This window comes from Bradyrhizobium sp. CCBAU 21365 (assembly GCF_015291305.1).
GTDB lineage: Bacteria > Pseudomonadota > Alphaproteobacteria > Rhizobiales > Xanthobacteraceae > Bradyrhizobium > Bradyrhizobium elkanii.
On record NZ_CP030036.1, the window covers coordinates 1369243 to 1384230 of the forward strand.

A 14988-nucleotide genomic window follows, 5' to 3' on the forward strand; every position below is an offset into this window, starting at 1 on the left:
AGCATGGTGGACTTCACGCTTTCGGACAGCGATCGGGAAATTCTTTCGGGAGTAGCCGAAGAGGCAAAGGCGAGCGAGAAATACGCGCGCCACTACGACACGCACGAGGATGAAATCCTGCCCAAGGCGTTTGCCGAGGCCGCGGCGTTCCCCTCGCTGCTTGAGCGGATGCGGCGCCGTCCGGGCGACGACACGCCATCCGTGATCATGCAGATGCTGATCAAGATCGAGCGCGAAGCGCACAACGGCGTGCCGTTGCGCCAGGCGCCATCGGCGCTGGGGAATGCGGCGCTGGGTGCGGCCGGCACGCCCGCCCAGCAGAAGCGGTGGGGGCATCTGATGCTGGCGATGTCGATCACCGAGCCCGGCGCCGGATCCGATACCAAGGCGATCCAGACGACCGCCGTGCTCGACGGCGACGAGTGGGTGCTGAATGGTGACAAGATCTTCGTCACCAACGGCGTGCGGTGCCACGGCACGATCGTCTGGGCAACCGTCAACAAGGCCGCCGGTCGCGGCGGCATCAAGTCGTTTCTGGTGCTGAAGGGCACGCCCGGGTTCGAGCTGGTTCGCAAGGAGAAGAAGCTCGGAATTCGCAGCAGCGATACCGCGGCCTACGCGTTTCGTGATTGTCGCATTCCGCGCGACCATCTGATCGGTGGCGACGAGCACGTGCCGCAAGGCGCGGACGAGGGCTCCGCCTCCTACAAGGGCGTCCTCAGGACGTTCAACATCACCCGTCCGACCGTCGCCGCTGGCGGGATCGGAAAGGCGCTCGGCGCTTTCCGCTATGCGCGGGATCATCTGGCCGCGGAAGGGATCGCGGTCGACTGGGACAAGGGGCCACACGATCGGAGATCGACGGAGCAGACGCTGCTGGAGCTCGAGGCCGACATCGAGGCCGCGACGCTGACGGTGCTGCGCGCAGCCTGGCTCGCCGCACGCGGCGAACCCAACAACCTCGAGGCATCAATCGCAAAGGCCAAGGGCGGCGAACTCTGCCGCAGCGGTCCGCAACGCGCGATGGAGCTGTTGGGGGCTATAAGCCTCAGCCATGATCATCCGGTCGAGCAATTCCTGCGCGATGGCCGCATCACCGACATCTATGAGGGCACCGGCCAGATTCAACGGCTCGTCATCGCGCGTGCCATCCTCGGTTATTCGTCGGCCGAGCTCAGTTGAGCGCAGCACGAAAGGCCAAAGCCTGGCGCGCTCGATCGACGGAAATTTCCGGACAGGAGGAGTTTGATGCGTGAAGCTGTGATCGTTTCGACGGCGCGGACGCCGATCGGCAAGGCCTATCGAGGCGCGTTCAACAATACGACGGCGCCGACGCTGGGCGGCCACGTCATTCGCGCGGTCGTTCAGCGCGCCGGGCTCGATCCAGCCGAGGTCGACGACGTGGTGATGGGCGCCGCCCAGCAGCAGGGAACCTCCGGCAACAACGTCGCCCGTCACGCCGCGCTGCGCGCCGGATTTCCTGACAGTGTCGCCGCAATGTCGATCGATCGCAAATGCTCGTCCGGTCTGATGGCAATCGCGACCGCCGCGAAATACATCATCAATGACGGTGCGCCGGTCGCGATCGGAGGCGGCCTGGAATCGATCAGCCTGGTGCAGAACGACAAGGTCAATCGCTACCGGGCGTGGGACGATTGGATCCTCCGCCATGCGACGGGCCTCACGAGCTCGATGATCGAGACCGCTGAGCTCGTCGCGGAGCGTTACGGCATCAGCCGCGAGGCGCAGGACGAGTATGCCCTGCGGTCGCAGCAGCGGACCGCGATAGCGCAGGCCGAAGGCCGCTTCGATCGGGAAATCGTGCCGTTCAAGAGCGAGATGACGGTCACGGATCACGCCGGCGGCGAAACCTCCGTCAGGGAGGTTACGCTGACGCGGGACGAGGGCAATCGTCCACAGACCACCCTTGAGGATCTCGCGAAGCTCAAGCCCGTGTTCGCCGGCGGGCGCTTTGTCAAGCAGGGGCGATTTGTCACCGCCGGAAACGCCTCGCAATTGTCTGACGGCGCCGCGGCGGTGCTGCTGATGGAAGCTGCGGAAGCGGAGCGGCGCGGCCTCGAGCCGCTCGGAGCCTATCGCGGCATGGCGGTTGCCGGCTGTGCGCCGGAGGAGATGGGCATCGGCCCGGTCTTCGCGGTACCCAAGCTGCTGGAGCGCAACGGACTGCGAATCGACGATATCGATCTCTGGGAGCTGAACGAGGCGTTCGCGTCGCAGCTGCTGTATTGCCGCGACCGGCTCGGCATTCCTGACGAGCGGCTCAACGTCTCGGGCGGTGCGATCGCGATCGGTCACCCTTATGGCATGACGGGGGCGCGCTGCGTCGGGCATCTGCTGCACGAGGGGAGGCGCCGCAAGGCCCGCTATGGCGTGGTGACGATGTGCTGCGCAGGCGGCATCGGTGCCGCCGGCCTGTTCGAGATCTTTCCTGGAGGGACTGCATGAGCAAACGTGAGGCCGATCTGTCGGAGGTGCAGCAGCACATCCTCACCGCCGAGCGCGACGCGGCACGGATCGATGGTGTGAGTGCCGATACGCCGCGGATCCCGATCAAACGCGTCGGTATCCTCGGCGCCGGCACGATGGGCGGCGGCATCGCCATGAACTTTCTGTCGATCGGGATTCCCGTGACGATCGTCGAGCGTGACCAGGCCGCGCTGGAGCGGGGCATCGCCACGATCCGCCGAAACTACCAGCGCGCGGCCAGCCGCGGCCGCCTCGCCGCGGAAGACGTCGAGCGCGCACTGGCATTGCTGACGCCGAGCCTTGTCATCGACGAGCTCGCCGACAGCGATCTCATCATTGAGGCCGTGTTCGAGAATATGGCGGTCAAGAAGGATGTGTTTCGCAAGCTCGATGCAATCGCCAGGCCGGGCGCCATCCTAGCGTCGAACACCAGCCGGCTCGACATCGACGCGATTGCCCTGGAGACGCGCCGGCCCGAGGCGGTGATCGGCCTGCACTTTTTCTCGCCGGCCAACGTCATGCGGTTGCTGGAGATCGTGCGCGGGGCGAAGACCGGACCGTCGCAGCTTGCGACTGCGATGGACCTTGCCGGCCGTATCGGCAAGATCGCCGTCGTTTCCGGCGTCTGCCCGGGGTTCATCGGCAACCGCATGCTGGGCCGGCGACAGGCGCAAGCGCAAAGGCTGATTCTCGAAGGGGCAAGGCCGTGGGACGTCGACCGCGTGCTGACCGAATTCGGGTTTCCGATGGGACCGTTCCAGATGAGCGATCTGGCAGGCCTCGATCTCGGCTGGCGGCGCGAGACCTCGAAGGGCGAAAGCATTCGCGATCTGTTGTGTGAACGAGACCGCCGCGGACAGAAGACGTCGAAGGGCTACTACGACTACGACGCCGAGCGTATCGCAACGCCGTCGCCGGAAGTCGAGGCACTCATTGCCGAGTTTGCAAGCAGTCGCGGCTATCGTTCGCGCCAGGTCGCGGACGATGAGATTCTGGAGCGGCTGCTCTATCCGATGATCGACGAGGGGATGAGGATCCTCGATGAGGGTATCGCGCAGCGCGCGTCTGACATCGATGTGGTCTGGCTCAATGGCTACGGTTGGCCTGCACGCACGGGAGGCCCGATGTTCTGGGCGGGACGCGTCGGGATCGGCCGCATCGCCGCGCGTCTTCAGTTCCATGCCGACAAGTTCGGTTCGGATGCCGCACCGTCGCCGCGGCTCGCACGCAGCGCCGCATCGGCTGGACATGCCGACTGACCGGCGGCGCATTTCGTCGCAGGGGAGCCCGGCGTCGAATTCGGTGCGAGCGTCGTTGCCGGCTTTCGCTTTCTGCGCCGGCCGCAGTTTCCATATCCATGGAAGTGCGCGTGCGTCCCGCGCGGATGAGGCGGATCGCGATCGGTGACGATAGGATCGCTGCAATGGCCGGTGTTGGTCGCCCGCTTCGTGGCGCCCGATTGCAAAGAGCCCATCGTAACAGCTGCGCGCGACGCAGCAGCCACGCCACAAGGGAAACGCTCCGGATGTCTGAAGATGTTATCGCCGTATCGCGACCCGTCGCGACCGTACGCCCTGGCTCGCGTGCCCTGACGATCAGCGCGTGGTCCTGGGTCGGCTACGAGGCGACGCGGATCCCGTATCTGGTTCTGCTCAAGATCTACATCTTTGCGCCCTATGTCAGCAAAGTCATGATCGGCGATCCCGTGCTCGGGCAGACGCTGTTTGCGCGATACGGCTTTGTTGCAGGTTTGGTCGGAGCCGTGACCGTGCCGTTTCTCGGCGCCTCGCTCGACCGGATGGGCCCGCGAAAGCCGTGGATCACGGCCTGCATCCTGATTTCGCTGCCGTTGCTGGTAAGCCTGTGGTGGGCGAAGCCGGACCGCAGCGGACTGTCGGTCGCCGCCGTGCTGGTGATCGTGATGGCGCTCAATCTGCTGTTCGTCTATTCGGAGATCCTGCACAACGCGATGCTGGGACCGGCGGTCGGGATGTCCCGGGTTGGCCGCTACTCGGGCATCAGCCTGGGCGTCGCAAATCTCGTGTCCGTTTCCATCATGATGTTCCTGCTGTGGGGATTTGCGCTCCCCGGGCAGTTGCATTGGTTCGGCATCCCCGATCAGCCGCTGTTCGGCTTCTCGCAGGCAAGCCACGAGATGGAACGCTTGATCGGGCCGCTGATCGCGGCGCTGGCCTGTGCCGGTCTGTTCATGCTGCTGCGCTTCACCATCGACGCGCCGGCATCCGGCGAGACATTCCTGAGGGCTGTGCGCCTCGGTTCAAGGGACGTGTTCGCCCTGATCGCCGGTCTGCGACAGCAGCCGAACCTGCTGAAATTCCTGGTCGCACGGACCTTCTATGCTGATGGCTTTCACACCCTCATCATCTTCGAGGGCATCTACGCCTCGGGCGTTATGGGATGGCACGGTTTCAAACTGCTGAGTTTTGCCGTCGTCAAGATCGCCTTCGCGGCTCTCGGCGGCTTGCTCGCGGCAAGCCTGAACGTGCGCCTCGGCACGCGCCGCGCCATCATCGTTCAGATATCGATGACGGTCGTTCTGCTGGTCATGGTCCTCGGCACGACGCCGGACCGGATGATCTTCTTCTGGCCGCATGATCCGGCCGCGCCGCCGCTGTGGAGCGGCCCGGTTTTTCGTACGCTGCCCGAGGTCGCCTTCATGCTGCTGTCGGGATCGATGACGGCATTCGCGGTGGCCTCGATCGCGTCGGGGCGCGCCATGATCATCCAGATCGTGCCGCCGATGCGCGTCGGCGCCTATTTCGGGCTGTTCGGCCTGACCGCCAGCACGACGGTCTGGATCGCCCCGATGATGGTTGGCATCCTGACAGCGCGCTTTCAGTCCCAGGCCGTCGGTCTCGTGCCGATCGCCGTGCTGTTGACCCTCGGCGCGATCGGTATGCTGTTCGTCAAGGGTGGTGACCGGCTGGAGGCGTGAGCGTGGCGGGGATGGTCGGGTGAGCGATTGGGCCAAGCACGCCGTCTGGTGGCATGTGTATCCGCTCGGCTTCGTCGGCGCCGAACGGGAGGCCGGCGCGTGTGCGGGCGTTGTGCATCGCCTGGACCATCTTGTCCGGTGGCTGGATTACGTCGTGGAGCTCGGCGCATCCGGCATCCTGCTGGGGCCGATCTTTGCCTCATCGACCCATGGATACGACACCACCGATCACCTCCTGATCGACAGGCGGCTTGGGGACGACGCGGACTTCGATGCATTAATCGCAGCAGCCCATTACCGCGGTCTGCGCATTCTCCTGGATGGCGTGTTCAACCACGTCGGCCGCGAATCGCTGCGCTTCCGTCGCGCCGTCGCCGGCGGTCCGCAATTGCCGGATGCCGCCTGGTTTCGCTTGACCTGTCCGCCGGACGGAAGCGAGCCTGATTGCGCGACCTTCGAAGGTCACCACCATCTTGTAGCGCTGAACCATGACGAGCCGGTGGTCGTCGACTATGTTATCCGCGTAATGAATCATTGGCTTGATCGCGGTGCCGATGGTTGGCGCCTCGACGCGGCCTACGCTGTCCCGCGGCAATTCTGGCAGCGTGTCCTGCCTGCGGTTCGCGCGCAGCATACGGACGCCTACATCTTCGGCGAGGTGATCCACGGCGATTATGCCGGCTTCGTCGACGAAACCGGTGTCGATGCCGTCACGCAATACGAGCTTTGGAAGGCGATCTGGAGCGCCCTGAACGATCGCAATTTCCATGAGCTCGCATGGGCGCTCGCGCGGCACAATGCCTTGATCGACCGGTTCGTGCCGCAGACATTCATCGGCAATCACGACGTCACGCGGATCGCGAGCCAGCTTCTGGACGAACGGCATCTCCCGCACGCGCTGGTCATCCTCATGACCTGTGGCGGCACGCCCTCGATCTACGCCGGTGACGAGCAGGCGTTCCGCGGGATCAAGGAGCGCCGTGCCGGAGGCGACGACGCGATTCGTCCGGCCTTTCCGGCGGCGCCAGCTGAGCTGGCGCCATTCGGCTGGCCGGTCTACCGGCTACATCAGGAGCTGATCGGATTACGGCGGAGACATCCATGGCTGCTTCGGGCGAAGTCCCGTGTGATCGAGCTTCGCAATTCCGACCTCGTCTTCGAAGCATTCGATGAAGGCAATCGGCTATGGGTTGCTCTGAACCTGGCCGACGCAGCGGTCGTACGCACGATCGACTCCGGCGTCGAGAGGCTCGCAGGATCAGCTGCGGTGCGCAGGGCAGGAGCAAGGACTGAGCTCACGCTGCTGCCGCATGGGTGGGCTGTCCTGGGCTAGCGGCAGTCTGCATTGATGATTACCAATACCGACGTCGGTTGGTGCGACGTTCACGGCAGAACGTAGGAAATCCTGGCCGGGCTTCACGCGCCATTGTCGAATTTCGGTCGGGCGGTGCGACAGTCGACGCCGGTCCTGATCCACTTGGAATTGGCGCTCGCGTCATCGTTCTTGCGGGGCATCCGCTCATTTCCATCGTTCGGGAATAGCGAAATTTGGCGTGAACACTTGGTCCCCCCGTTTTGCGGGTATCGCGATTAAGCTGGTATCGTCGGGCACGGTGATCGGCCGTTCGTGGTGCAGACGTGTCGCTCATGCTGCAATCAGCGAGAGTGCCAACAGCGAAAGCACCAATGCCGGCGGCATGACCAGAATGCCGAGCCGCAGAAAGCGAAGCGCATCTACGTGCTCTCCCTCGCGCCGCAGCGCAATCAGCCACAGGATCGTCGCCAGCGAGCCGGTCACCGAAAGGTTGGGTCCGAGATCGACGCCGATCAGAACGGCGCCGGTGATGTGATGAGAGGCTTGTGCAGCTTGCGTCGTGGTCGCCGCGATCAGGCCCATCGGCAGATTGTTGACGAGGTTCGAGAAGATCGCCGTGATGATGCCGGCGCCCCACGACGTCCCGTGCGGCGACAATACGGCGGTTCTCTTGAGCTGCTCGGCGAGTTCCGGCAGGACTCCGGTCCGATTGAGCCCTTCGACCAGGATGAACAGCCCGGCGACGAGAGGCAGGACCGACCAGGAGACGTCCCGCGCGACCGAGAGCGGTGATTTGCGGCCGAGCAGGAGAACGATCGCGCTCACCACTCCACCGCAGGCGAATGTCGGGACTCCGAGATCAAGGCCGATAGCGGACGCGGAGAGGAGGACGACGGCCGTCGCGCCGATGCCGGCGGCAACGATCGCGGCGTTCCTGGTCAGGACCGCGGGCTCTCCGTCGCGTTCATCGACGCCACCCAACAGGCTGCGCCGCAGACTGATCCGGAGCATGATGAAGGTCGCGGCGATCGCCGCGATCGATGGCAGCAGGAAGTAGTGCAGCCACTCCAGCAGCGTCGGCATCCGCGCGCCGAACAACACGAGGTTTGCCGGATTCGAGATCGGCAGCACGAAGCTCGCGGCATTGGCGATGAACGCGCAGCCGAACAAATACGGCAGCGGCTCGACCTTGGCGGTGCGGGTCGCAGCGTAGACCGCGGGTGTCAGCACCACCGCGGTGGCGTCGTTCGACAGGAAGATCGTGACCAGCGTCCCGACCGCGTAGACGATCGAGAACAGCCGGGACGCCGAATTGCGCGAATGCCTGACTGCGTGTTCGGCGAGCCAGTCGAACAGGCCCTCTTTCCGAGCGACTTCGGCCAGCAGCATCATGCCGATCAGAAAGAAATAGACGTCGGAGCCCTTCGCTGCGGCTGCGACGGCGTCCTGCCATGGCAACAGGTTGAAGGCGATCAGCAACACGGCGCCGGTCACCGCCCAAATATATTCTGGCAGATTCCACGGACGCGCAACGACGGCCAGGGTCGCAAGACCGGTGATTCCCCAGGTTGCGGCGTTGTTAGCGAGCATCAGGCGACACCCGCGACGGTTGAGGCCACTCCATCCGATACGCGTCCGGGCGTCGTCGCACAAGCGGGCTTCAACAATGGAGCGAAGGCGCTCCACAGCGCGACCGAGACCGCGGCGAAGCCGCCGAGGATGAGGAACATCGTCCCATATCCGAACTCCTGCGCGATCCAGCCACCGATCGCAGGGCTGAGTGACGCGCCGATACCCTGCACCGTCATGACGGAGCCCTGACCGACGTTGATCCGTCCTGTACCGTCGAGGATCCGCGCAACGAGTCCCGGCACCGCAACGCTCTGCAACCCCGCACCGACGCCATCGAGAACCTGCACCGGATAAACGCCCCATCTGTTCGAGAGCCACGCCGCGATAATGCCCCGGATCGGCAAGGCCATGAACGACACCACCAGGACCAGCCAGTAGCCCTCCTTTTCGGCCATCCGCATCGCAATCAGCGAAGTCAGGATCATGGTGCCCTGGGCGATGACGATGGTCATGGCGACAAAGCTCGCGGGGTCGGCCTGCTTGTCGGCTACGACAGCCAGGCCGTACAGCGGAAGCATCGCCGCATTGCCGAGGTGGAAGAACAACAGCGCCGCGGCAAGGATCAGCAACGGCTTCGACTCGACCAGCACCTGCAACCCGGTCGTCGGCCTGCGGTCTTTGCCCTCGCGTTCCAACCCGCGGGCCGCGTCGTCGTCGATCGATGCACTCGAGATCATCAGCACGGAGACGATGGAGAGGATGCCGAACAGCGCGGCAAGCCAGAACACCGCCGTGAAGCCGTACATCCAACCGACGAATCCGGAAAGGCCCGCACCGACCATGTTGCCGGCGTGGTTGAAGGCCTGGTTGCGGCCGTTCTGCTGGTTGAATCCGACCTGGCGCACGATGCCGAGCGTGATGCCCGCGACGGCCGGACCGATCGCGGCGCCCGCGACCGCGGTCGCGACCTGGGATGCCGCCACCAGCCAGAACTCCTGCGACAGCAGCACGATGCCGGAGGCGATCACGGTGCAGATGCCGGGGATGATCACGAACAGCTTCTTGCTGCGGGTGGCGTCGATCATCGCCCCGGCCGGCGTCGTCATCAACGTCCCGGCGACGCCGCCCGCCGTCATCACCGTCCCGATCCAGCCGCTCTGCCAGCCGTGAGCGAGGAGAAATACGCCCAGGAACGGACCGATGCCGGCCCGCATGTCCGCCATGAAGAAGTTCAGCGCGAGCAGCGGGCGAAGCGTGCGCTCTCGACCGGCGTTGCGTGCGGTCATCGGTGCTCCTCCTCAGAAACGCAAAATGAGATGCTGGCCTGCGCGAGCGGCAAACGAGTCTCGTCAATTGGATTCGACACGTTGTTTCCCAATGCTTGATTGAAACAATCTGCCGCTCGGCCCGGTCTTCAATGGACCCGAGCCGGCCGACTACGGCTCCGGCCCGCATCGGTCGCAGCCCAGAGCGTTCAGGTAGCTTCCTGTCCGCCGCTGACGAGCTTGGCTTTGCGGATCCGTCCGCCCAGTTCCACGTGCAGTTCGTAGGTCTCGCCATTTCGCCGGCCGTCGAGTTCGAAATGCTTGGGCTTGCGACGGGGCGCACCCATTGGTTCGAACCCGGCGGCGCGCGCGGCCTCGATCGCCGTGGCAGGGTCGGCGGGCTCGTGATGATGGTGATCGGGCTTCTTGTGCTCGATCGTCACGCTGGCGCCATCGCACGAGAAGCGCGTCACCTTGAGTTCGGAGGGCTTCTGTTCGCCCTCCAGTACGACGTCGGCGCCGATGCGCAGCTTGACGCGACCGGCGCCGTACGGCGTGAGATCGGCAAGCACCGCGCCATTCAAGGTCTGCACCACGAAGCGGTGCGCAAACACGTGCACGATCTTGCCGGACATTTTGAGCCGGTCTTCGGACATCCTGGTCTCCTGATTTCGATCCATTCGTGATTTGCTCAATGCGCTTAGGGCCGCGGGGGTGGCGGCGGCGGCGGCGGCGGTGCATCCGTCCGCAGGGGCGGGGGCGCGCCGGGCGGCGGAGGTGGTGCGCCGCGAGGGGGAGGCGGCGGAGGACCGAAGGCCTCGGTACGGCCGTCGGCATGCGAGACGATCTGAGCGCGGACGATCCCCCTGATCGAACATGCCCTGGATCGTAACGGTCTCCCCCTTGGTGACGACGTCGCCGTCATCCCCACGCGGTCCGAGATCGACCAGTGCGCGGCCGCTACCGTCCTCGACGACGAACATGTGGCCGAAGATCTCAGCGACGTTGCCGCGCACGGCGGACGGACCGCCGGGCTGCAACCTCTCGATCGCGGTCGGTTGCAGCAGCATGACGCTCCGCGGCTGCCAATTCTGGGCAACGCGAACGCCTCCAGCACCGGCCGCCGCACCAACGACAAGCACGGCAAGTGCGGCTCCGGCCAACAGGCCACGATGGCGGACCTGCCGGCGCCCAGGCAATGACGAGCTCATATCCCTTTGTGCATCGCTTTCGGTCATTTTGACGCTCCTTTCATACTTGCGAGCCTGGAGCCTAGGGAACCGTCCCCAATCCAGCCTGAACCGTTCCGTTCAGGTTGAGTTAAGCTTGGGCGCCTAGTTCCGGTCCGAGGTGTGAACCGAATGAAAATCCTTCTGGTCGAAGACGATCGCCTGCTCGCGCACGAGATCGCTCGTGCCCTGCGCGAGGAGAATTTCGCGGTCGACATCGCTGCCAACGGCGAGGACGGAAAACATCTCGGTGAAGCCGAATCCTACGATGCCGCGGTGCTTGATCTCGGGCTGCCCAAAGTGCCCGGCGTCGAGGTGCTGCGCGGTTGGCGAAAGCAGGGCCGGCACCTGCCGGTGCTGATCCTGACCGCCCGTGACGGCTGGACCGACAAGGTGGACGGCTTCAAGGCGGGAGCCGATGACTATCTCACCAAGCCGTTCCGGATAGAGGAACTGGTCATGCGCCTTCGCGCGCTGGTCCGCCGCGCTTCCGGGCACGGTACGCCGCGAATCTCCTGCGGACCTCTGAGCTTCGAAACCCAGACCGGCGTGTTCGAGCTCGATGGACTCCCCTTGAAGCTGACCGCGCTGGAATGGCGTGTTCTCGAATGCCTGATCCTCCGCAAGGATACCGTGGTCGAGCGCGGCCTGTTGTCGGAAAAAGTCTATGAGGGCGACGTCGGGACGGATTCGAATTCGATCGAAGTGATTGTCGCGCGGCTCCGGCGCAAGGTCGGCAAGGCGCTGATCGAGACCGAAAGGGGGCGCGGCTACAAGCTCAAGTCGGGATCCCGATGATAAGCCAACACGCATCGCTCGGCCGGCGCCTCATGATCGGGGCCGGTGTGTTCATCAGCGCGGCCCTGATCGTCGCCGCGATCCTGATATCCTTCGTGCTGCATCGTTTCGTGCAAGGCCAGATCGATCAGAGGCTCGACGCGCAGATCCTCTTCCTCGCGTCCATGCTTGAAGCCGATGGCGGCGGCAACATGCGTCTGGCGGGATCTGCCGACGGCCCGCCGTTCGACCGGCGCCGGCACGGCTGGTACTGGCAGATTTCCGGACCAAAGAACGTCTTGCGGTCGCGGTCGCTCGATGGGGCGGAGCTGGCTCCTCCCGACATCAGCAACAGACCCCTGCCGCCCCCGCCGCCGCCTTCCCCGATCGGCGAGGATCCGCCGCCACGAGAACGCCCGTTGCCTGCCGACGGCAAGGGGCCATACGATCGGATGCTTCACTTCCGCATCCTCAACGTGTCGGTGTCCGGCGCCCCTGTCACGATCGTGGCCTCCGCTCCGAGAGACGCGGTGCGTGGGCCGTTGTGGGAAGCGATGCGCACGTTGGCCTTGTCGCTCGCGGTGCTCGGCATCGCATTGATCTCAGCGATGCTGATCCAGGTTCGCCTGGGGTTGCGTCCGCTCGAACGATTGCGCCAGGCCGTCGCCGATGTGAGATCGGGACTTCGCGATAACGTGCCAGACGCTCAGCCGGACGAGGTGCAGCCATTGGCCACCGAACTGAATGCACTGCTGGTGCAGAATGCCGCCAACCTCGAGCGGGCGCGCAAACACGTCTCGAACCTGGCGCACGGACTGAAAACGCCGCTTGCGACACTGGCGATTGCGCTGCAGAAGCAACCGTCGGGCTCAGAAGATCTTCATGGTCTCGTCGTGCTGATGGACCGGCGCATCCGGCATCATCTGGGCCGCGCGCGATCGGCAGCGCTCGGCGGTCCGGTCCGGACCAGGACGGCGATCGCGCCACGGGTCGCAGATCTCGGCCTCGTCCTCGGCAAGACGAATGCTGACAAGGGGATCGATTTCGTCAATCACATACCAGCTGGCCTCGCGGTGGCCTGCGAACAGCAGGACGTCGACGAGATGCTGGGAAACGTGCTGGAGAACGCCTTTTCCTGGTGCCGCAGCAAGGTTATCGTCGAATCTCGCGAGGAGACGCGAAGTGTCGTCCTCGTCGTCGAGGACGATGGACCGGGGCTTTCGCCGGAGCAGATGTCGCAGGCGGTGCAGGCCGGCCAACGGCTCGACGAAAGCTCTCCCGGATTCGGTTTTGGCCTGTCGATCACGCGCGAGCTCGCCGAGCTTTACGCCGGATCCCTGACTTTGGGCCGGTCTCCACTTGGAGGACTTCGCGTAGCGATACGCCTGCCGTCCGCGGGCGCGGATTGATCGATAATGTGGCGCCGAGCCCGACGCTCTCGCGAAGGCGCACGACGAACCGAGTGGGATATAGGCGGCACCGCAAGCGCTCTACCCACTTTCGAGCGGTGTCGGCGCGCTCCGCGACATGCCGACTTGTCGGCATTAGATCAATACAGCATTTCCGATTTGGCTCGCGTATCGGACCGCGCTTTTAATTTCAAGGCAAGAATCGGAGTTCTGTCCGCAAAGAGGATGCCTATTCATTGCCACGATCGCCAGCCGATCGGTGCTTCCTGCAAAGGGGCTGCCGGGCATTCGGGAGCTTCGCTGCCGCGCCAACCGTGCCTGGATGGTCGTTTGGAATGGTCGCGTACCGCATCAGCGAGCGACTTTGATGGCGCGTTCACAAACGTCGAGGGTGGAGTTGACGTTGCCAAAGGCTTTGGAAGGTACTTCGTGGGCTGGTTGGAAAGTTCGCTGCGGTTCGGCATCTGATTTCGGGACGAGAAGACCTGATAACGAATATGGATTGCTCCGGATACGCCCTCATGCAGGATACGCCGACGAAACTTGTTTTTCGTTCACGGGCCGCTCGGGAAGCGTAGATCATGCGCCGGAAAATTCGCATGCAAGATCCGCAACAGCCAGATCAGGCTCTTGGCCCCATCACAGGAGCTCTGGCAATCGACGTGTTCGGGTTGGCGCTCGCGCCATAATTCTCGCGAGCCATCTGCTCAAATCCATCGTTCGGAATAACGGAATTCGTCGTGAACGTCTGCTCCGCCGATACCAACACAACGGACGGCTGCCGCGAATTTTTACGGGTGTCTTCAATCGCCGCGAGAAATCGGGAATCGAACCAAGGATTCAAGCTATTGTTACTGCTGGTGTTTCCAGCTTGGTGCCCCTGGCCGATAATTGCCTAGGGCCATAACCATTTGAATTTGAAACCACTTTTGTCGCCGATTGCTGCCGATACCAGCACAAATACCAGCAGGATGACGCGCGGTATTCGCCGACAAAAATAAAACAGCAGGCTTCCGGCAACTGGCACGCCTGATGCCGTTCCGGACTCGACAATTCTCCGACCGGAATCGAACCTGGCTCTGGCGAAACCCTGGAGGGATGGGTCGCGAGGGTTAGTCTCAGCTGTTCGACGCGGAATGATCGAAAATCGTGGGTTTGACTCCCACTCTCTCCGCCATTTGCACGATTTTGCACGCCAAACTACGATTTCGTGCGATTTGTCTGCCGGATACTTTGTTCGGGTTGGGGGGCGAGTCGCTCCCCCGCTGCCACCTTTCCCCGGGGCGAGCGGAGATTCGTGCCGCATGTCACCAGCCCGAAGTCCGGAAATCGCCTTCGCTCGAAGGAAAACACAAAACCCGAGTACGTGCCGATCGACAATTCGGCTATGCATCAGTCGTGGCGTGCCTTGGCCTGATCAGTCGCGGCGCGGGCCGCTGCCACGGCCATCCAGTCCCGCAGCAGTCCTTTGTCCTCCTTCGAAAACGATGCCCGGCGCTTGAGATCCTCCAGTGTCTCACCGGGATGGCATCGCTCGTAGTCCTCCCGGATCAAGGACTCCAGGTAACTCCGCTCTTCCTCGCTCGCTATGTCCACCTGGTAAGGATAGTCGGTCGGCATGGTTTGCGACTTGACGATGCCCGATGCCGGCACAACGGCAAAGCGACTGTTCAGTTCTGCTGTCAATTGCAAGCCATCGGGAACGGCACTGCGGATAGCAACTTGGCGCCTTCGCGGTAACCCCAGTCAGCCTCCAATGGATCTCGAGCGCACATCAAAATCCGGTAGAGAGCAGGCTCGCGCTGCTTGCGCCACGCTATCATAGTGTGTCGCTCAAAGGTTCGCTCCGCGATAGGCTGCCGCTATTTGGTTTCCTCGACCGCGTGGAAGGACGGGCCGTGCGTTGTCTCTCGCGCATTCGACGAGGTTGCGAGGATTGTCGTCGGTTCGCCGCCTTAGACGGTGACAATACGTTATT

The 14988-nt window shown here is 63.8% G+C and carries 12 protein-coding genes and 1 pseudogene; 9 read left to right on the top strand and 4 right to left on the bottom strand.

The annotated features are described in order from the left end of the window. Positions 1–3: 3 nt before the first annotated feature. From XI02_RS06385 to XI02_RS06405, 5 genes are all read left to right on the top strand, one after another. Positions 4–1182 carry an acyl-CoA dehydrogenase family protein gene (locus XI02_RS06385; RefSeq protein ID WP_172648816.1) on the top strand — a complete coding sequence of 393 codons (1179 nt, stop codon included), beginning with the start codon at positions 4–6 and terminating at the stop codon, positions 1180–1182. A gap of 66 nt (positions 1183–1248) precedes the next feature. After that, positions 1249–2466, top strand: coding sequence for an acetyl-CoA C-acyltransferase (locus XI02_RS06390; RefSeq protein WP_172648815.1), 1218 nt, complete (start codon positions 1249–1251; stop codon positions 2464–2466). Next, positions 2463–3746 (top strand): 3-hydroxyacyl-CoA dehydrogenase, encoded by a 1284-nt coding sequence (locus XI02_RS06395; protein WP_172648814.1) that lies wholly within the window; start codon positions 2463–2465, stop codon positions 3744–3746. The genes XI02_RS06390 and XI02_RS06395 overlap by 4 nt, the downstream gene beginning before the upstream one ends. A gap of 266 nt (positions 3747–4012) precedes the next feature. Continuing rightward, complete coding sequence (locus XI02_RS06400; protein ID WP_172648813.1) at positions 4013–5443, top strand: MFS transporter; 1431 nt, start codon at positions 4013–4015, stop codon at positions 5441–5443. Further along, complete coding sequence (locus XI02_RS06405) at positions 5424–6776, top strand: alpha-amylase family protein (RefSeq protein WP_246783612.1); 1353 nt, start codon at positions 5424–5426, stop codon at positions 6774–6776. The genes XI02_RS06400 and XI02_RS06405 overlap by 20 nt, the downstream gene beginning before the upstream one ends. Before the next feature lie 312 nt (positions 6777–7088). Here XI02_RS06405 and XI02_RS06410 read toward each other — a convergent pair whose 3' ends face one another. The 3 genes from XI02_RS06410 to XI02_RS45100 all read right to left on the bottom strand — a co-directional run bounded on the left by XI02_RS06410 (position 7089) and on the right by XI02_RS45100 (position 10833). Then, positions 7089–8348, bottom strand: coding sequence for an arsenic transporter (locus XI02_RS06410; protein ID WP_172648812.1), 1260 nt, complete (start codon positions 8346–8348; stop codon positions 7089–7091). After that, positions 8348–9616, bottom strand: coding sequence for an MFS transporter (locus XI02_RS06415; protein ID WP_172648811.1), 1269 nt, complete (start codon positions 9614–9616; stop codon positions 8348–8350). The genes XI02_RS06410 and XI02_RS06415 overlap by 1 nt, the downstream gene beginning before the upstream one ends. 188 nt (positions 9617–9804) lie before the next feature. Next, positions 9805–10833, bottom strand: a complete 1029-nt coding sequence (locus XI02_RS45100; RefSeq protein WP_244980818.1) for a hypothetical protein — start codon at positions 10831–10833, stop codon at positions 9805–9807. A 123-nt stretch (positions 10834–10956) separates the two neighbouring features. On the opposite strand from XI02_RS45100, the gene XI02_RS06425 reads away from it, so the two are divergent. From XI02_RS06425 to XI02_RS06440, 4 genes and pseudogenes are all read left to right on the top strand, one after another. Beyond that, positions 10957–11622, top strand: a complete 666-nt coding sequence (locus tag XI02_RS06425) for a response regulator transcription factor (RefSeq protein ID WP_172648808.1) — start codon at positions 10957–10959, stop codon at positions 11620–11622. A gap of 32 nt (positions 11623–11654) precedes the next feature. Then, entirely contained in the window at positions 11655–13010 is a 1356-nt protein-coding gene (locus XI02_RS06430) for a sensor histidine kinase (RefSeq protein ID WP_244980817.1), read from the top strand. 126 nt (positions 13011–13136) lie between these two features. Further along, a complete protein-coding gene (locus tag XI02_RS06435) occupies positions 13137–13478 on the top strand; it encodes a hypothetical protein (RefSeq protein ID WP_172648806.1) in 342 nt (113 codons plus the stop codon). Between the two features lie 624 nt (positions 13479–14102). Beyond that, positions 14103–14187, top strand: a pseudogene (locus tag XI02_RS06440). Positions 14188–14402: 215 nt separating this feature from the next. Here XI02_RS06440 and XI02_RS06445 read toward each other — a convergent pair. Next, positions 14403–14696: a hypothetical protein gene (locus XI02_RS06445; protein WP_244980816.1), complete on the bottom strand. Its 294-nt coding sequence runs from the start codon at positions 14694–14696 to the stop codon at positions 14403–14405. Between the last annotated feature and the right edge of the window lie 292 nt (positions 14697–14988).